Origin of the sequence: Brevundimonas sp. (genome assembly GCF_047617075.1) — a bacterium.
In the GTDB taxonomy this organism is placed as follows: Bacteria; Pseudomonadota; Alphaproteobacteria; order Caulobacterales; family Caulobacteraceae; genus Brevundimonas.
Genome location: NZ_JBLGCI010000019.1, coordinates 1 through 16,070 on the forward strand (window position 1 = coordinate 1; position 16,070 = coordinate 16,070).

Genomic DNA, 16,070 nt, shown 5'->3' on the forward strand with positions numbered 1-16,070 from the left:
TGTCGCGTCAGCGTGGTTCAGGGCCGCAACGCCATCGGCATCGAACTGCCCAACCAGAAGCGCGAGACCGTCTATCTGCGCGACCTGCTGGCCTCCACGGAATACGCCAAGCCGGGGCACCTGCTGCCCCTGGCGCTGGGCGAGACCATCGGCGGCGAGCCCTATGTGGCCGATCTGGCGCGCATGCCCCACCTGCTGATCGCGGGCACCACCGGTTCGGGCAAGTCGGTGGGGGTCAACGCCATGATCCTGTCGATCCTGTACCGCCTGTCGCCCGAACAGTGCCGCTTCATCATGATCGACCCCAAGATGCTGGAGCTCAGCGTCTATGACGGGATCCCGCACCTGCTGACCCCGGTGGTCACCGATCCCAAGAAGGCGGTCGTGGCCTTGAAGTGGACCGTGCGCGAGATGGAGGACCGCTATCGCCGCATGTCCAAGCTCGGCGTGCGCAACATCGCCAGCTACAACGAACGGGCCCGCGAGGCTCTGGCCAAGGGCGAGCATTTCGAGCGCACGGTCCAGACCGGCTTCGATGATCAGGGCCGCCCGGTCTATGAGTCCGAGAAGATCCGTCCCGAGCACATGCCCTATCTGGTGGTGGTCATGGACGAGATGGCCGATCTGATGCTGGTGGCGGGCAAGGACGTGGAGGGCGCGGTCCAGCGTCTGGCCCAGATGGCCCGCGCCGCCGGCATCCACCTGATCATGGCCACCCAGCGCCCGTCGGTGGATGTGATCACCGGCACCATCAAGGCCAATTTCCCGACCCGCATTTCCTTCCAGGTCACCTCCAAGATCGACAGCCGCACCATCCTGGGCGAACAGGGCGGCGAACAGCTGCTGGGCCAGGGCGACATGCTCTACATGGCCGGCGGCGGCCGCATCACCCGCCTGCACGGCCCCTTCGTGACCGATGATGAAGTGGAGCAGGTGGCCCAGCACCTGCGCGAGCAGGCCGAGCCGGAGTATCTGGACCTGATCACCGAGGGCGGCGACGAGGACGAGGGCTTGGGCGACTTTGGCGGAAACGGCGGCTCCGGCGACGATCTCTACGACCGCGCCGTGGCCGTGGTCACCCGCGACCGCAAGGCCTCCACCAGCTACGTCCAGCGCCGCCTGCAGATCGGCTACAACCGCGCCGCCACCCTGATCGAACGCATGGAGCAGGAAGGCGTGGTCAGCCCCGCCAACCACGCCGGCAAGCGCGACGTCCTGGCCGGGCCGCCTCCATCCTAGGGCGCTACCGCTCGCGTCGCGGACGCTCGCTGCTTGAGCGCATGTGCAGGGCGCTACCACTCGGCCCGCGGGGCCTCGCTGGTTGAGTGCATCTTTGGGCGCTAGCGCTCGCCGCGCGGCGGCTCGCTGCTTGAGCGCGGCTCAGCCTCTCCTCCCCATTCATGGGGAGGGGGACCGCCCCGGCGACTCAGCCGGGGTGGTGGAGGCGGCGGCTCGGTGTCGGCGGGGGCTCGCGGCGCCGGGAACGCCCGGCCGCCTCGCGCGCTCTTATCCGCCGGATGAACCGATCCTGACCGTTTCGCTGAACAGCGCTTCATCGCAGCGCCGGAATATGGTCAGGCTGGCGTCACACCCTTGCCGCGCCACCGCGTCACAAGGATCGTCTCAACAATCCCGAACGGGAGCCTGATCATGAATATCTCACGCCGCGCCTTCGCCACCGGCTCGCTCACCCTGGGCGCCGCCGTCATGGCCGGCCTGCCCGCCTTCGCCCAGAACAATCTCTCCGCCGCCGACCGCGAAACGGTCGGGCGCGTTTCGTCCTGGTTCCAGGGCGTCAGCGCCGCGCGGGGCGACTTCGTGGAGACCGGCCCCGGCGGCCGCCGGGCCGAAGGCCGCTACTTCATCCAGCGCCCCGGCAAGATGCGCTTCGAATACAGCAATCCGGAAGGCCTGCTGGTGGTGGCCGACGGCAACAACCTGATGCGCTACGACCCGCGCCTCGAGGTGTTCCGCCAGGCGCCCTTGTCCGCCACGCCGCTGTCGGTGTTCCTGGGTCGCGACGTCCGCATCGAGGAAGGCGTGCGCATCGACCGCGTCACCCGCATGGACTCCGGCGCCTTCGCCGTGGTCGCCCGGGACGCCCGTCGCCCCAACGAGGGGCAGGTCATCCTGGCCTTCGCCGGCAGCCCCGTCCGCCTGATGGAGTGGACCGTGATTGATCCGCAGGGCCAGCGCACCCGCACACAGCTCTCGTCCTTCGAGGCCGTGAACAGCCTGCCCAACAGCCTGTTCACCCTGCGCGACCCCACTCGTCGTCCAGGTCGAAACTAAGAGTCGTGTTCTCTCAGTCACGCCGAAGCGACTTCGCTTTTTAGTTGACTTTTTTCTGCTTGCGTGGTTTTTGGGACACAGGACGGCGGCGGCTGTCCTGACCGTCCCGGACACCATCCCCTCCCGGTGGCGGCGTGAGAGAGACGAAACTGATTTACGCCCGGTCCGAAAAGACCGGGCGTATTTTTATGCTGGCGTGGACGCCGGCCCGCCGCATGCTCTAGGTGGCTCATGTCCCTTCGCGTCGTCACCTGGAACGTCAACTCCGTGCGCCTGCGGGCCGATCAGGTCGCCCGCTTCGTGGCTGAACAGGCCCCGGACGTGCTGTGCCTGCAGGAGATCAAATGCCTGCCGGACCAATTCCCGGAGGCCGCCTTCAGGGACATGGGCCTGCCGCACCTGAAGATCGCGGGTCAGAAGGGCTGGCACGGCGTGGCCATCGCCTCACGCCATCCCATCGTCGATGCGCCGGACATGGCCGCCTGCCGCGAGGGCCACGCCCGCTGCGTCTCGGGCGTCATCCGGGGCGTCGAAATCCAGAACTTCTACATCCCGGCCGGCGGCGACGTCCCCGACCGGGCCCTGAATGCCAAATTCGATCACAAGCTGGACTTCTACGAGCGCCTGACCCGCCAGTTCGCCGCTCGGGATCCCGAGGCGCCCCTGCTTGTGGCCGGCGACCTGAACATCGCGCCCGGCGAGAACGACGTGTGGAACCACCGCTACATGTCGAAGATCGTCAGCCACACCCCGGTGGAGGTGGCGGCCATGCGGGCGCTGCAGGCCTCGCTGGGGTTCGCCGACGTGATCCGCGACGCCCACCCGGAGGACCAGAAACTGGCCAGCTGGTGGAGCTATCGCGCCGCCGATTTTCGCCAATCCAACCGGGGCCTGCGGCTGGACCACCTTTGGACCTCACCCGGCCTGACGCCGGCCGTCATCCCCGGCTCGGCCCGCATCCACGAGGATGTTCGCGCCTGGGAACGGCCCAGCGACCACGCACCCGTGGCCCTCGACCTGGCGGTCTGACGAAATCGCCAGACATTAACGCGCCCGCAACCGCCGCCGTGGCCTAGTTTCGGCACAACGGGAAAAGGCCGGTCCGAGGGGGGCTGATGCCGGGAGATGGAGCCAAGCGCACTCTGACCGCCGCCTTGAGCAGGGGGCTGGGACTGCTGCATCTGCGCACGCCCCTGAAGATGGCCGTCGCCTTCTCGGTGGTCCTGGCCGCCATCGCCGTCATGGGTCTGGTGCTGTTCGCCCACACGCAGACGGTAAAGCGCGCCGAAGTGGCCAGCGCCCGCGCCCTGGAAACCCTCCAGGCCGCCGAAATCGCGCGCTTCGCCCTGGCGCGGCAGGAGAACTCCCTGCGTGGCTACATGCTGACAGGCGAGACCTATTATCTGCGCCGCATCGAAACCCTGCACCGCCCCGGTTATGTGGAGCAGGCTGAACGCCTGATGGAACTGGCGGCGGCTGACCCGCAGCTGGCCGAGCGGGTCACGGCCATGACCGCCGCCCATGCCCGGTGGGAAGCGGAAGCCATGGCGCCCGCCGTGGCCATGGCCGCCGACCCCGCACGCCGGATGGAGGCCGCCGCCCTGGTGGGCGAGGCCGGTCTGGCCGACCGCCTCATCGCGCCCGCCGAGGACGCCCTGGACGCCATGCGGGACGACGCTCGCCGCGCCCTGGCGGACCACAACGGCGCCGGAGGCCAGGCGCTTCTGGTCATGGAATTCGCCCTGGTCATCGGCATCCTGAGCGCCGCCCTGATCGCCGCGCTTATGGGCGCCCTGCTGGTGCGCGACATGGGCTCGCCCATTTCGGCCCTGACACGGATCATGCGCCGGCTTGCCGCCGGCGAGATCGACTTCGTGGCGCCCGGTGTTGGCCGCCGCGACGAGATCGGCGACATGGCGCGGGCCGTGGACACCTTCCGCCGCGCCGCCGTGGTCAAGCAGCGCCTCGAGGCCGAAGCGGAGGAGCACCGCCGCAATACCGAAGCCCTGATGATCGAGGCCCAGGCCGCCAACCGCGCCAAGTCCGAGTTCCTGGCCACCATGACCCACGAACTGCGCACGCCCCTGAACGGCGTGCTGGGCATGGCCCAGATCATGGCCCACGACGAGCTGTCGCCGGCCCAGCGCCAGCGGCTGGACACCATCAACAAGTCCGGGGGCGCCCTGCTGCGCATCATCAACGACATCCTCGATATCTCGCGCATCGAGGCGGGACGCCTGTCCCTGGAGCCGGCGCCCTTCCACATGAAGACCCTTGGCGACGATCTGGCCGCCCTTTACGAACCGCTGGCCGCCGAGAAGGGGCTGGCCTTCGCCATGACCGTCGCGCCCGAGGCCGAGGGCTGGTTCATGGGTGACGCCGTGCGCATTCGCCAGGTCATGGGCAACCTGTTCTCCAACGCCCTGAAGTTCACCGAGACCGGGCGGGTCGAAGGCCGCATCGAGCGAGAGGACGACGTCCTTCGCCTGAGCGTCGCCGACACCGGGCCCGGCATCGCGGCCCAGGATCGCGCCCGACTGTTCGACCGCTTTGTCCAGGCCGATGGCTCCAGCACGCGAAAGCATGGCGGGGCGGGACTGGGTCTGGCCATCTGTCGCGACCTGGCGGCCCTCATGGGCGGTACGGTGACGGTGGAAAGCACGCCGGGCGAGGGTTCCGTCTTCGCCCTGGAAATCGCCCTGCCCCCCAGCGAGCCTGCGGCGCGTGATGAAACGGCCGGGACCACGCCGGACCGCCCGGTGCGCGTCCTGATCGCCGAGGACAACCCCGCCAACCGGCTGGTGCTTTCGACCCTGCTCAGCCAGTTCGCCATTCAGAGCGAGGCGGTGGAGGACGGGGAGGCGGCGGTGCAGGCGTGGGAGTCGGGCGACTGGGACGCCATCCTCATGGACATCCACATGCCGAAGATGGACGGCCTGGCCGCCACCGCCGGCATCCGCGAGCGGGAACAGTCCGGGGACCGGCCCCGCACCCCCATCATCGCCGTGACCGCCAGCACCCTGGCCCACGAAACCGACGGCTATCTGGCCGCCGGCATGGACGGGTGGGTGCCCAAGCCGGTGGACGCCCGCCGGATGCTGGAAACCCTGAAGAACGCCCTGGGGGTGTGACGCCTGACCCGCCGACGGCTCGGGCCGTATCGACAGGCAAGGCCTTCATGTGGTTCAGAAAGAACAACCATGGCGACCCCGGGAGGACTCCAACCTCCGACCTCGGCTTTAGGAAAGCCTTGCTCTATGCAGCTGAGCTACGGGGCCTTAGACCGCGTTCCTAGCGGCTACATGGGCGAGTGAAAAGCGAACGGAGTTTGAAAGCGTGGAAAGCGTACAGAAGGCCGGGCTGTCCGGAAAGGAACCGGCTGTCAGCAGGCCCGCGGATCTCGCCCGGCCCCTGATCGTGTTCGGGATGGGCCGGTCAGGCACCCGAATGTGCGCCAACATCCTGAACAACTCGCGGGACGTCGAACTGCAGGGCGAAATCGGCGGGGCCGTGGGCTCCAAGATGATGGCGTGGCTGGCGAGCGTGGCGACCCAGAAGCAGCCGCCCGAACCCGTCCGGATGTATGGGCTGGCCAGGGCGGCCTTCCGCGACAGCACGCCGTCTCGCCCCATGGTCCGCAGCCGGGCCCGCTGGTTCGGCCACAAGACGCCGCGACACGAGCGGCATTTCGCTCGCTACGAAGCGATCTTCAGCGACCCGTCGCGCCAGCCGCACTATGTCTACTGCCTGCGAAACCCGTTCCACGTCTGGCGATCCTATCGGATCATGCCCTGGAACAAGTTCAAGACGGTGGGCGCGTTCCTGGAGGCCTGGATCAGGTCCGTGCAGACCTACGAGCGCATGATTCATCAGGCTCCGGGCCGGATTCACCTGTTCAACCTGGACGACATGGTGCGGGCGCCCGACCTGCTGACATGGGTCGAGGCCAATCTGCTTGATCAGCTCGAACTCACCCCGGACGGGTTTCGGCGCGACATCGACAAGCTGGAGAACTCGAATTCAGCCTCGAACAAGCTGGGCCTGAAACCCTCGCCGCCGCCGGTCTCGGACATGATCCAGATCGCTGTGGATCGGGAAGCTGCGCGCATGGTGCGGGCCTACTTCCCGTGGATGGAAGACGAGTTGGCGCGGTACGAGGCCCAGGCCCCGTTGCACAAGCGTCTATTCCGTTTTCGAGCCGCCTGACCGGCCCAGGAACGAGAACTGCGCCTCCGAGGCCTTGCGAACGAACTGTTCGTTGATCAGCCACGCCTTGACCGGGCGCAGGGTGGCCAGACAGCCGACGACGAACAGCGGCAGGGTGAAGATCAGATGCAGCCACATGGGCGGCCGGAAGGCGATCTCCATCCACAGGAACAGCAGGGTCACGGCGATGCCCACGCCCGACATGACAAAGAAGGCCGGACCGTCGGCCGGGTCGGCGAAGCCGTAGTCCAGGCCGCATTCGGGACAGGATTCGCGCAGGTTCAGAAAGCCTTGGAACAGCGCACCCTCGCCACATCTGGGGCAACGGCAGGCGAGCCCCGTCCTGAGCGGCGACAGCGCCGGCCATTGGTCCTGAGCTGCGTCTGAAGGCGGAGGTGTCTTGGCCATGGCGTCAATATAGGCCCCTGCCCGGCTTCTGACAGGATCTTCGTCCGCGCCACAACGCCGCGCCGGAATTCGCTAGTGGTTAAACCCCGTTAAGATACAATATCTTGTAGGGAACAAATCCTGAATCGGGCGAAGTCAGTGATTCGGTCCTGATTCGTTTCGCCCCTGTTCCCCCGAATCCTGCCGCGCTGTTTACACTCGCCACGTCACGCTTGAGTCCGGGCGCGGTCATGGCCACCTTGGAGCCGTCATGAACGACCGCCCCACCGGCCTGGCCCCGTCCCGCGTCACCGCGGTGCTGGGGCCCACCAACACCGGCAAGACCCATCTGGCGGTCGAGCGGATGCTCGGTCACGCCTCGGGCATGATCGGCCTGCCGCTGCGGCTGCTGGCCCGCGAGATCTACGACCGCATCGTGGCGCGCATGGGGGCCCGGTCGGTGGCGCTGGTCACCGGCGAAGAGAAGATCATCCCGCCCCGGCCCCACTGGTGGGTGTGCACGGTCGAGGCCATGCCGCTGGAGAAGACGGTCGAGTTCCTGGCCGTGGACGAAATCCAGCTGTGCGCCGATCCCGAGCGGGGCCATCTGTTCACCCAGCGCCTGCTGCACGCGCGCGGCCAGCTGGAGACCATGTTCCTGGGCGCGGGGACCATGGCGCCGCTGGTGCGGCGACTGGTCCCCGATGCGGAGATCGTGTCTCGGGACCGGCTATCGACCCTGAGCTATGCGGGGTCGAAGAAACTGACGCGGCTGCCGCCTCGCTCGGCCATCGTCGCCTTCTCGGCCGATCAGGTCTACGCCATCGCCGAACTGATCCGTCGCCAACGGGGCGGGGCGGCGGTGGTCATGGGCGCGCTAAGCCCCCGCACCCGCAACGCCCAGGTGGCGCTGTTCCAGTCGGGCGAGGTGGACTTTCTGGTGGCCACGGACGCCATCGGCATGGGCCTGAACATGGACGTGGACCATGTGGCCTTTGCAGGTCTGAGGAAGTTCGACGGACGGCGCACCCGCTGGCTTCACGCCCACGAGATCGGCCAGATCGCAGGGCGGGCGGGGCGACATCTGAGGGATGGGACGTTCGGGGTCACGGGCGAGTGCGACGAGATCGACGCGGACATCGTCGAACAGGTGGTGGAGCACCATTTCGATCCGGTTCTGTCAGCCGAGTGGCGCAACGCCCGGCTGGATTACGACACCCTGCCCGATCTGCTGCGGTCGCTGACGGTGACGCCGGGGCGGGACGGCCTGACCCTGTCCGGCGAGTCGCTGGACGAGACCGTGCTGCGCCGGCTGATGCAGGACGAGGCGGTGGCGCGGGTGGCGGGATCGCGCGGGGCGGTGATGCGTCTGTGGGAGGCGTGCCAGCTCCCCGACTTCCAGAAGACGACGCTGGATGAGCATTCCCGGCTGGCCCTGACCGTGTTCAAGGCTCTGACGGGCCGGGGCGGGCGCCTGACCGAGGACTGGTTCGCCGCGCGGTTCGACCAGGCGGACCGGGACGACGGCCAGATCGACCAGCTGTCGGCGCGGCTGGCGGCGGTGCGGACCCTGACCTACATCGCAAACCGCCCGGACTGGCTGCACAACCCGAAGCACTGGCGCGAGCGGGCCAAGGTGTTGGAGGAGCGACTGTCGGACGTGCTGCACGAGCGGCTGACCGCCCGCTTCGTTGACCGCCGCACCACCGCCCTGATGCGGGCGCTGAACGTGCGCGAGGACATGGCCACCGAGATCGAAGGCGACGGCCAGGTCATTGTCGAGGGTCAGGCCGTGGGCCGCCTGACCGGGGTGGCGTTTACGCCGGAGCGCGGCGCCACCGGTCTTGAGGACCGCGCCCTGCGCGCCGCCGCGCGGCATGCGGTGGGACCGGAGATCGCGCGGCGGCTGGGCCGGCTGGCGGCCGACGAGGACGCCGCCTTTTCGGTGCTGCCTGACGGGGCGGTGCTGTGGCGCGGCGAGATCGCGGCGCGCGTCACAGGCGGCGACCCGTTCAATCCGCGTGTGAGCCTGCTGGGCGACCTGGGGCCGGCGCCGTCGCGGGAGCGGGCGGTGCGGCGCGTCGAGGCCTGGCTGGCGGCCGAGGCGGGGCGAGCCTTGAGGCCCTTGAAACGCCTGCGCGACCTTACGGCCGGCGGGAGCCTGAAGGGGCTGCCGCGCGGGCTGGCCTTCCGGCTGATCGAGGCCGGGGGCCTGATCGACCGGCGCGCGGTGCAGGCCGATCTGGCGGCGTTGAGCCAGGCCGAGCGGCGGGCGTTGAAGACCATGGCCGTGCGCGTGGGGGTCCATTCTGTGTGGATGCCGGCCCTGATGAAGCCGCGCGCGGTGGGCCTGATGCAGGCCCATGTGGCGGATCAGGCGTTCCGCCCCGCGCCGGGGACGCTGATCGCCACCCCCGAGCCCCTGCCCGGCCCCCGCGCGCTGTCCGCGTTCGGCCTGCGGGCCGTCGGGCCGTGGCTGGTTCCGGTAGAGGCGCTGGAACGCATGGCGGAATTGGTCAGGGCCGAGAAGCCGGAAAAGGGCCGTCCGGCCCTGTCAGAGGCCGCCTTGGCCGAGCTGGGCTGGAGCGCCGATCAGGGCCGCGCGATCCTGAACGCCTTGAAGCGGGCCCCGGACCGCAAACCCGCGAAGACGGGCCCGGTCAAGGATTCGCCCTTCGCGGCCCTGGCCGTTCTGAACGCGCCGGCCCCTGCGACGGCCCGCAGGCGCAGACGTCGCAAGAGCGCGAGCCGCCCTGAATGAGCGACGAGGCCTGCCGGCTGGACGTGTGGCTGCACCGGGCGCGGTTCATGCGGACCCGGGCGCTGGCGGCGGCCTTCGTGGAAGCGGGCCGGGTGCGCGTCACCCGTGGGGGCGTTCAGCAGCGCGTGGACCGCCCCGGTCGAACCGTGCGGGTCGGCGACGAACTGCTGTTCGCCATCGGCGGGCGGGTGACGGCCCTGCGCATCGCCGGATTGGGCGTGCGGCGCGGACCGCCCGAGGAGGCCCGCGCCCTTTACGCCGCTCTTAGTCCCGAAGGATGAACTCGCCTTCGATGTGAAGCTCGACCTCGTCGCCCAGCAGGGGCAGGCCGTAGTCGATGCCGAACTCCGACCGCTGGATGGTCGCCTCGCCGTCGAAGCCGACGGTGTAGCGCTGGTTCACCGGATTGACCCCGGCCTGGTTGAACTCGACCTCCATGACCACCGGGCGGGTGACGCCGCGCAGGGTGAGGTCGCCGGTGACGGTGGCCTCGTCCGCATCGTCCGCGTCCACCACGATGGAGGTGGCGGTAAAGGTCGCCGTGGGGTGGTTTTCAGCGTCGAAGAAGTCGGCGGTGAGAAGGTGGCCGTTCAGGCCGTCATCGTTGGACGCCACATCGGCCAGCGGCACGGTGGCGCTGAGAGCGCTGTTGGCCGGATTGGCCGGATCCAGGGTCAGTTCGCCCGAGACGTTCACGAACTGGCCCACATAGGTGGAGAAGCCCATGTGGCTGACGGACCAGGTGATCTTGCCGTGGCTGGCGTCCAGATCATAGACGCCCGCCCGCACCTGGGCCGGGTCGGTGACGAACGGATCCTGGGCGGTGACGGCGCCGGCGGTCGCAGCAACGGCGAGGATGGCGGCGAAGGCGGCGGGGCGGAATGACGACATGGGTGAATCCCTCCTGATGACTATCTGGCGCGCCGGATCGGCAATCGCCAAAGTTACAGATAGGGGCTCTCTCGGCCCGCGCCAGAGGAACTGCGGTTGACTTGATCGCGCGCGGGGGCCATTTCCGCGACCCGTTCCTGAAACCGCGCCCGGACCCGCGACCTTCGATGACCTACATCGTCACCGACGCCTGTGTGAGATGCAAGTTCATGGACTGCGTGGAGGTCTGTCCGGTGGACTGCTTCTACGAGGGCGAGAACTTCCTGGTCATCAGCCCCGACGAGTGCATCGACTGCGGCGTGTGCGAACCGGAATGTCCCGTGGACGCCATCAAACCCGACACCGAGGACGAGCCGGACGGCAAGTGGCTGCAGATCAATGCGGAATACGCCAAGGTCTGGCCCAATATCACCGTCAAGGGCGAACCGCCGGCCGACAAGGAACAGTTCGAGCGCGAGACGGGCAAGTTCGAGAAGTATTTCTCAACAGCGCCCGGCAAGGGTTCCTGAGCCGGTTTCGGCGCCTCAATTTCGCCACGGTCGCCTTGCGCGGCCAATGTCCGACCCTGCGACGCGGACATTTTGAAATTGCGTGGTTTTGTGATAGATTATCTCTCATTGGGTCGGGCGGTCGCCGCTTTTCTGCGGGCCGCCCGCGTTCGTTAAAGAATCCCGCCCTGGAAGGCGGGATCGGCCAGAGGTTGGGTGTCCCGTTCTCATTTCTAGGTCTTGCGTCCTGATTGTCGGTAATCCCGCATCGCCGACGATGACGACGCATGTCCTGAACGAGCGCCCCGTCTTCGCCGCTGAAAGGATTTGATATGACGAGCAAGAGCGGTCTGGAATTCAAGGTGGGCGACAGCGTGGTCTATCCGGCGCACGGCGTCGGCAAGGTGGCGGCTGTGGAGACCCAAGAGGTCGCGGGCATGTCGCTGGAGGTCTATGTGGTGACCTTCGACCACGAGAAGATGACCCTGCGCGTCCCCACCGCCAAGGCCAAGACCGCCGGTCTGCGCTCGCTGGCCGCCGAGGACGTGGTCACCAAGGCGCTGACGACCCTCAAGGGTCGCGCCCGCGTCAAGCGCACCATGTGGTCGCGCCGGGCCCAGGAGTATGAGGCCAAGATCAACTCGGGCGACCTGATCTCCATCGCCGAGGTGGTTCGCGACCTGCACCGCGCCGAGAGCCAGCCGGAACAGTCTTATTCGGAGCGTCAGCTCTATGAATCGGCCCTGGACCGCATGGCGCGCGAGGTGGCTGCCGCCAACCGCATCGACAAGGAAGAGGCCGTGGCCCTGCTGGCCAAGTCGCTGAGCGCCAAGAAGGCCATCACGCCGCCCGCCGCCGAAGCGGCCTGATCGGGCGCACCGCCGAATTGAAAAGGCCCGGGATCGCTCCCGGGCCTTTTTTGCTGTCGAGCCGCTTTTCTCAGAAGTACTCGGCGTCCGCCGGGCACTGGGCCGAGATGCGGCGGGCGGTGATGCTGGCGGGGATATAGGGTGTGCCGCGTGCCAGCTGGGCGCCGCCTTCAAAGCGGAAGTTCTCGCTGGCGTATGGACCGTTCAGGCGCACATTGACGGTGCGCCCGCGCCGGTCCCGGCAGGTGCCCTCGAAGCGCGAGTTTCCGCCGCCAACCTCGCGCACCGGATAGGTGCATTGCCAACGGCGCGTGGACAGGCCGTTGAAGAAGCGGTTGATCTCGCTGGGACGCACGCACTTCTGTTCTGTGTCGCTGACGCCCAGCACGCGGGTGGTGTATTCCCAGTACCCCGGCTGGGGCTGGTCCGGCGGCGGCGTCTGGGCGTGCGGACCGGTCGCCACGGCCAGGGCGGCCACGGCGGCGAGGCCGGATCCGAGCCCAAGGGCGCGTCGTCTGGTGGTCATGGTCTTCATGGTCGCCCCTTTCGTGTGGCTGTCTGATGGTCATGTTACAGATGGCGCTTGAACGGCGGCTGAACAACAGCCGTTCCCCGACGAGGCGAAAGACTCTCACGCCCTTGACGCAAAGGGGTCTGTGCGCCTATACGGCCCCCTCTCGCGCGGGAGCCCTGCCCCGCGCGCCATTGTTTCATGCGCCGCGCGGCCGTTCGGTCCGCCCGCCTGCCAAGGATTTTGACGATGTCGCGTCGTTGCGAACTCACCGGGATCGGCCCGATGGTCGGCCACAGCGTCAGCCACTCCAATGTCAAGACCAAGCGCCGGTTCCTGCCGTCGCTGAAGACGGTCAAGCTGGCTTCGGAATCGCTGGGTCAGACCTTCTCCCTGCGCATCTCCAACGCCGCGCTGCGCACCCTGGACTACAAGGGCGGCCTGGACGTGTTCATCGTCAAGGCCCGCGACGAGCAGCTGTCGGTCAAGGCCCAGCGCATCAAGCGCCAGATCCGCGCCAAGCTGGCGGAACAAGCCGCCGCCTGATCGGGCGCACCAACAAGCATTCTCAAGGGCCGGCGGAAACGCCGGCCCTTTTGCTTTGCGCCGCTTGGAATGGTCGTCGCGCCTCTCTATCTGTCGCAGGAAACCACAGGAGCCATCCATGACCATCAAGCCCGGCGACCGCCTGCCCGACGCCACCCTCGCCACCATGACCCCCGAGGGCCCTAAGCCGGTGAAGACCGCCGAGCTTTTCGGCAAGGGAACCACGGCCCTGTTCGCGGTGCCCGGCGCCTTCACCCCGACCTGTTCCGCGCGCCACCTTCCCGGCTTCAAGGAGAAGCATGACGAGCTGAAGGCCAAGGGCGTGGACCGGATCGTGGGCGTGTCGGTCAACGACCCCTTCGTCATGGGCGCCTGGGCCGAGCAGCAGGGCCTGAGCGGCGACGACATCCTGCTGGTGGCCGACGGCAACGGCGACTTCACGAAACAGCTGGGTCTGGAGCTGGACGCCACCGGCTTCGGCATGGGTCACCGCTCGCAGCGCTATTCCATGCTCATCAAGGACGGCGTGGTGACCGAGCTCAATGTGGAGCAAGGCGGCGAGTTCAAGGTGTCGTCGGCCGAACATCTGCTGACACAGCTTAGCTGATAAGAGCCCTATCACTCGCCGCACGGCGGCTCGCTGCTTGAGGGCATTATGCGCGCCCTATCACTCGCCGCGCGGCGGCTCGCTGCTTGAGGGCATGGGGCTGTCATGACCACCGACGTCTTCAGCCCGGACAAGCGCAGCGCCGTCATGCGGCGGGTCAAGGGCCGCGACACCGGACCGGAGATGATCGTGCGCCGGGCGCTGAGGGCGCTGGGCGTGGGGTATCGACTGGGGGGCGCGGGCCTGCCGGGACGGCCTGACGTGGTCATGAAGGGGCGGCGGGCGGTGATCTTCGTGCACGGCTGTTTCTGGCACGGTCATGACTGCGCACGGGGCGCCCGGCAACCCAAGGCCAACGGCGATTACTGGCGCGCCAAGATCGGCCGGAACCGGGAGCGTGACCGGACGTCGGAAGAGGCGCTGGCCGCCGACGGCTGGCGCGTCCTGATCCTGTGGGAATGCGAGCTTAAGGACGCTGCAGCGCTGACGGCGCGGCTGGGGTCCTTCCTGTCCGTCTAGGCGGCCTCGGTCTCGCGGGTTGCGGCGGCTTCGGCCAGAACGTGATTCAAGGCGCCCAGCAGGGCCGCCGGCGTCAGGGGCTTGGAGACGAAATAATCCATGCCCGCAGCCATACAGGCGTCGATGTCGTCCTGGGCCGTATCGGCGGTCACGGCGATCACAGGGGTCGTGCGGTTGGGCCCGTCGCCGGCGCGCAGGCGCCGGGTGGTTTCGCGCCCGTCCAGTTCCGGCATGCGCACATCCATGAAGATGACGTCGTAGGTCTGGACCTCGGTCAGGGCCAGGGCGGCGAGACCGTCAACGGCCGAACCGATTTCAACGCCCAGTGGCGTCAGGATCAGCTGGACGGCGCGCCGGTTGATCTCGTGATCATCGACCACCAGCACGCGCAAGGGGCGCCCGGCGGGCTCCGCCTCTTCGACCGTGTCGGCCTCGACCGACATCTCGGCGGGTTCGGCGACCTCATCCGCGACGGTTTCCGAGGCGATGACCAGCGCTGGCTCGGGCTGCTCCGATGGGTCAGGCGCCTCGGCCGCGGGCTTGCGGGCGGCGAGGGGCCGGCTCTTGGCGACACGATCAACCGCTTCCGGCGCCTGGACCGGCGGCGCGTCGGGGGCGGCGGCGCGCGGCAGGGTCAGGGCCAGGGTGAAGGTCGCGCCCTCGCCCCTGGCGCTGCGCGCCGTCAGCCAGCCGCCCATGAGGCGCGCCAGATCGCGGCTGATGCTGAGGCCCAGACCGGTGCCGCCGTGACGGGCGGTGACCGCGTCGTCTGTCTGGTCAAATGGCGTGAACAGGCGCGCCAGCTGTTTCGCGTCCATGCCCGGACCCGTATCGATCACGTCCAGGGTCAGGGCGACGCCTTCGTCCTGATCCCAGGCGCGCATGCGAACCGTGACGGTTCCGTCCTGGGTGAACTTCAGGGCGTTTGAGATCAGGTTGTTGAGCACCTGCCGGATGCGGGTGGGATCCCCCCTCACCCAGTCTGGCGTCTGGGACGCGCCCTCCAGACGCAAGCGAAGTCCCTGCTCGGCCGCCTCGCGCTGCCAGAGCCGGATGGTGCGGGCCAGCACCTGACGCAGGTTGAAAGGCTCGGCCTGGACCTCCATCCGGCCCGCTTCCAGCTTTGCGTGGTCCAGCAGATGATCCAGCAGGGTCTTCATCATCTGACCCGCCTCGCCGATCAGGGCGGCGGTTTCGCGCGAGCCGGGATCGGCGGCTCGGGCCTCCAGCTCCTGGGCGCCGGTCAGGATGGCGGACAGGGGCGTCCTGAGATCATGGCTGATGGTGGCCACGAAGGCGGACTTGCCGGCGACCGCGGCCTCGGCCTCGCGGCGACGTCGATCCGAGTCGCGTTGGGCCTCCCGTTCGGACTCCGCAAGGCGGGCGTTGCTGCTGTAGGCGGCTAGGGCGAAGGCCAGAATGGTGAAGCTGATGACCGCCGCGGCGGTGGCCTCCGCGCGCCCGGCGCCTTCCGCCAGCATCAGCAGGGGGGTGGCGATCAGATACAGAAACAGCGGCGCCAGATACAGGCCCAGCATCAGTGACGAACGGCCCGAAACCATCAGGGCGTTCATCACCCCGCCCGCGATGATCATCACGGCGCAGATGCCGCCCGCCAGGCCGCCCATTTGCCATAGCGGCAGGGCGAAGAAGCCGTAAACCGCCGAACTGGCGGCGATAGCAACCGCAGCGATGATCTTGCGCCAGACCGTCAGGGTCTCGGTTTTTCCCGACGAGATGGGCGAACAGGCCAGGGCGTCAAGCAGTTGCACAATGAAGTAGGCGGCGATCCACGCCAGGGCCAGGCCGGCTCCGATAACCGGCGAAAACACCAGAACGCCCACCACCGCCACGCCCATGCGAATGGGCAGGTTCTTGCGGCGACGCCGAACCGCGTCGGCGAAGGCTTCGTCATGGATGGCGGCGTCGTGAGCCATGAATACGCCCGTTTGCCCGCCCCGTCGGCGGCGTTGGGCGCGTATCCTGCCCCAGC

16 protein-coding genes and 1 tRNA gene are annotated in these 16,070 nt (G+C 68.2%); 12 read left to right on the plus strand and 5 right to left on the minus strand.

Annotated elements, in window-relative coordinates; genetic code table 11:
• The 4 genes from ACI8U3_RS14240 to ACI8U3_RS14255 form a co-directional block, all read left to right on the plus strand.
• The coding region (locus tag ACI8U3_RS14240) for a DNA translocase FtsK (RefSeq protein WP_415015532.1) at window positions 1-1,239 on the plus strand (1,239 nt) is incomplete at its 5' end.
• A 411-nt stretch (window positions 1,240-1,650) separates the two neighbouring features.
• Window positions 1,651-2,292 carry a LolA family protein gene (locus tag ACI8U3_RS14245; RefSeq protein ID WP_415015533.1) on the plus strand — a complete coding sequence of 214 codons (642 nt, stop codon included), beginning with the start codon at window positions 1,651-1,653 and terminating at the stop codon, window positions 2,290-2,292.
• A gap of 231 nt (window positions 2,293-2,523) precedes the next feature.
• Window positions 2,524-3,321, plus strand: coding sequence for an exodeoxyribonuclease III (locus tag ACI8U3_RS14250; RefSeq protein ID WP_415015534.1), 798 nt, complete (start codon window positions 2,524-2,526; stop codon window positions 3,319-3,321).
• 86 nt (window positions 3,322-3,407) lie between these two features.
• A complete protein-coding gene (locus ACI8U3_RS14255) occupies window positions 3,408-5,423 on the plus strand; it encodes an ATP-binding protein (protein ID WP_415015535.1) in 2,016 nt (671 codons plus the stop codon).
• A gap of 70 nt (window positions 5,424-5,493) precedes the next feature.
• On the opposite strand, the gene ACI8U3_RS14260 is transcribed toward ACI8U3_RS14255, so the two are convergent.
• Window positions 5,494-5,570: transfer RNA gene (locus tag ACI8U3_RS14260), tRNA-Arg, on the minus strand.
• Window positions 5,571-5,709: 139 nt separating this feature from the next.
• On the opposite strand from ACI8U3_RS14260, the gene ACI8U3_RS14265 reads away from it, so the two are divergent.
• Window positions 5,710-6,498: a sulfotransferase gene (locus ACI8U3_RS14265; RefSeq protein WP_415015568.1), complete on the plus strand. Its 789-nt coding sequence runs from the start codon at window positions 5,710-5,712 to the stop codon at window positions 6,496-6,498.
• Here the strand turns inward: ACI8U3_RS14265 and ACI8U3_RS14270 are convergent.
• Window positions 6,475-6,906, minus strand: coding sequence for a DUF983 domain-containing protein (locus ACI8U3_RS14270; protein ID WP_415015536.1), 432 nt, complete (start codon window positions 6,904-6,906; stop codon window positions 6,475-6,477). The two genes, ACI8U3_RS14265 and ACI8U3_RS14270, sit on opposite strands and share 24 nt — an antisense overlap.
• Before the next feature lie 250 nt (window positions 6,907-7,156).
• On the opposite strand from ACI8U3_RS14270, the gene ACI8U3_RS14275 reads away from it, so the two are divergent.
• Together ACI8U3_RS14275 and ACI8U3_RS14280 are read left to right on the plus strand one after the other, a co-directional pair.
• Entirely contained in the window at window positions 7,157-9,646 is a 2,490-nt protein-coding gene (locus tag ACI8U3_RS14275) for a helicase-related protein (protein ID WP_415015537.1), read from the plus strand.
• Complete coding sequence (locus tag ACI8U3_RS14280) at window positions 9,643-9,927, plus strand: S4 domain-containing protein (protein WP_415015538.1); 285 nt, start codon at window positions 9,643-9,645, stop codon at window positions 9,925-9,927. The genes ACI8U3_RS14275 and ACI8U3_RS14280 overlap by 4 nt, the downstream gene beginning before the upstream one ends.
• Here ACI8U3_RS14280 and ACI8U3_RS14285 read toward each other — a convergent pair.
• Complete coding sequence (locus ACI8U3_RS14285) at window positions 9,911-10,537, minus strand: YceI family protein (protein WP_415015539.1); 627 nt, start codon at window positions 10,535-10,537, stop codon at window positions 9,911-9,913. The two genes, ACI8U3_RS14280 and ACI8U3_RS14285, sit on opposite strands and share 17 nt — an antisense overlap.
• A gap of 167 nt (window positions 10,538-10,704) precedes the next feature.
• Between ACI8U3_RS14285 and fdxA the strand changes: the two genes are divergently transcribed.
• Window positions 10,705-11,046: a ferredoxin FdxA gene (fdxA, locus tag ACI8U3_RS14290; protein ID WP_045318964.1), complete on the plus strand. Its 342-nt coding sequence runs from the start codon at window positions 10,705-10,707 to the stop codon at window positions 11,044-11,046.
• Between the two features lie 311 nt (window positions 11,047-11,357).
• Window positions 11,358-11,894: a CarD family transcriptional regulator gene (locus ACI8U3_RS14295; RefSeq protein ID WP_415015540.1), complete on the plus strand. Its 537-nt coding sequence runs from the start codon at window positions 11,358-11,360 to the stop codon at window positions 11,892-11,894.
• 70 nt (window positions 11,895-11,964) lie between these two features.
• Here the strand turns inward: ACI8U3_RS14295 and ACI8U3_RS14300 are convergent, their stop codons facing one another.
• Window positions 11,965-12,429, minus strand: coding sequence for a DUF3617 domain-containing protein (locus ACI8U3_RS14300; RefSeq protein WP_415015541.1), 465 nt, complete (start codon window positions 12,427-12,429; stop codon window positions 11,965-11,967).
• Between the two features lie 225 nt (window positions 12,430-12,654).
• Here ACI8U3_RS14300 and rpmB point away from each other — a divergent pair, with 225 nt between their 5' ends.
• The 3 genes from rpmB (at window position 12,655) to ACI8U3_RS14315 (ending at window position 14,077) form a co-directional block, all read left to right on the plus strand.
• On the plus strand, window positions 12,655-12,951 hold the full coding sequence (gene rpmB, locus ACI8U3_RS14305) for a 50S ribosomal protein L28 (protein ID WP_415015542.1): 297 nt from the start codon (window positions 12,655-12,657) through the stop codon (window positions 12,949-12,951).
• Between the two features lie 118 nt (window positions 12,952-13,069).
• Window positions 13,070-13,558, plus strand: a complete 489-nt coding sequence (locus ACI8U3_RS14310; RefSeq protein WP_415015543.1) for a peroxiredoxin — start codon at window positions 13,070-13,072, stop codon at window positions 13,556-13,558.
• A 105-nt stretch (window positions 13,559-13,663) separates the two neighbouring features.
• Window positions 13,664-14,077 carry a very short patch repair endonuclease gene (locus ACI8U3_RS14315; protein ID WP_415015544.1) on the plus strand — a complete coding sequence of 138 codons (414 nt, stop codon included), beginning with the start codon at window positions 13,664-13,666 and terminating at the stop codon, window positions 14,075-14,077.
• On the opposite strand, the gene ACI8U3_RS14320 is transcribed toward ACI8U3_RS14315, so the two are convergent.
• Window positions 14,074-16,014, minus strand: a complete 1,941-nt coding sequence (locus ACI8U3_RS14320; RefSeq protein WP_415015545.1) for a hybrid sensor histidine kinase/response regulator — start codon at window positions 16,012-16,014, stop codon at window positions 14,074-14,076. The two genes, ACI8U3_RS14315 and ACI8U3_RS14320, sit on opposite strands and share 4 nt — an antisense overlap.
• Window positions 16,015-16,070: the final 56 nt, after the last annotated feature.

Coding starts and splice junctions, on each gene's coding strand:
- ACI8U3_RS14245 (WP_415015533.1), top strand. CDS start 1,651: ATGAATATCTCACGCCGCGCCTTCGCCACCGGCTCGCTCACCCTGGGC.
- ACI8U3_RS14250 (WP_415015534.1), top strand. CDS start 2,524: ATGTCCCTTCGCGTCGTCACCTGGAACGTCAACTCCGTGCGCCTGCGG.
- ACI8U3_RS14255 (WP_415015535.1), top strand. CDS start 3,408: ATGCCGGGAGATGGAGCCAAGCGCACTCTGACCGCCGCCTTGAGCAGG.
- ACI8U3_RS14270 (WP_415015536.1), bottom strand. CDS start 6,906: ATGGCCAAGACACCTCCGCCTTCAGACGCAGCTCAGGACCAATGGCCG.
- ACI8U3_RS14275 (WP_415015537.1), top strand. CDS start 7,157: ATGAACGACCGCCCCACCGGCCTGGCCCCGTCCCGCGTCACCGCGGTG.
- ACI8U3_RS14280 (WP_415015538.1), top strand. CDS start 9,643: ATGAGCGACGAGGCCTGCCGGCTGGACGTGTGGCTGCACCGGGCGCGG.
- ACI8U3_RS14285 (WP_415015539.1), bottom strand. CDS start 10,537: ATGTCGTCATTCCGCCCCGCCGCCTTCGCCGCCATCCTCGCCGTTGCT.
- fdxA (WP_045318964.1), top strand. CDS start 10,705: ATGACCTACATCGTCACCGACGCCTGTGTGAGATGCAAGTTCATGGAC.
- ACI8U3_RS14295 (WP_415015540.1), top strand. CDS start 11,358: ATGACGAGCAAGAGCGGTCTGGAATTCAAGGTGGGCGACAGCGTGGTC.
- ACI8U3_RS14300 (WP_415015541.1), bottom strand. CDS start 12,429: ATGAAGACCATGACCACCAGACGACGCGCCCTTGGGCTCGGATCCGGC.
- rpmB (WP_415015542.1), top strand. CDS start 12,655: ATGTCGCGTCGTTGCGAACTCACCGGGATCGGCCCGATGGTCGGCCAC.
- ACI8U3_RS14310 (WP_415015543.1), top strand. CDS start 13,070: ATGACCATCAAGCCCGGCGACCGCCTGCCCGACGCCACCCTCGCCACC.
- ACI8U3_RS14315 (WP_415015544.1), top strand. CDS start 13,664: ATGACCACCGACGTCTTCAGCCCGGACAAGCGCAGCGCCGTCATGCGG.
- ACI8U3_RS14320 (WP_415015545.1), bottom strand. CDS start 16,014: ATGGCTCACGACGCCGCCATCCATGACGAAGCCTTCGCCGACGCGGTT.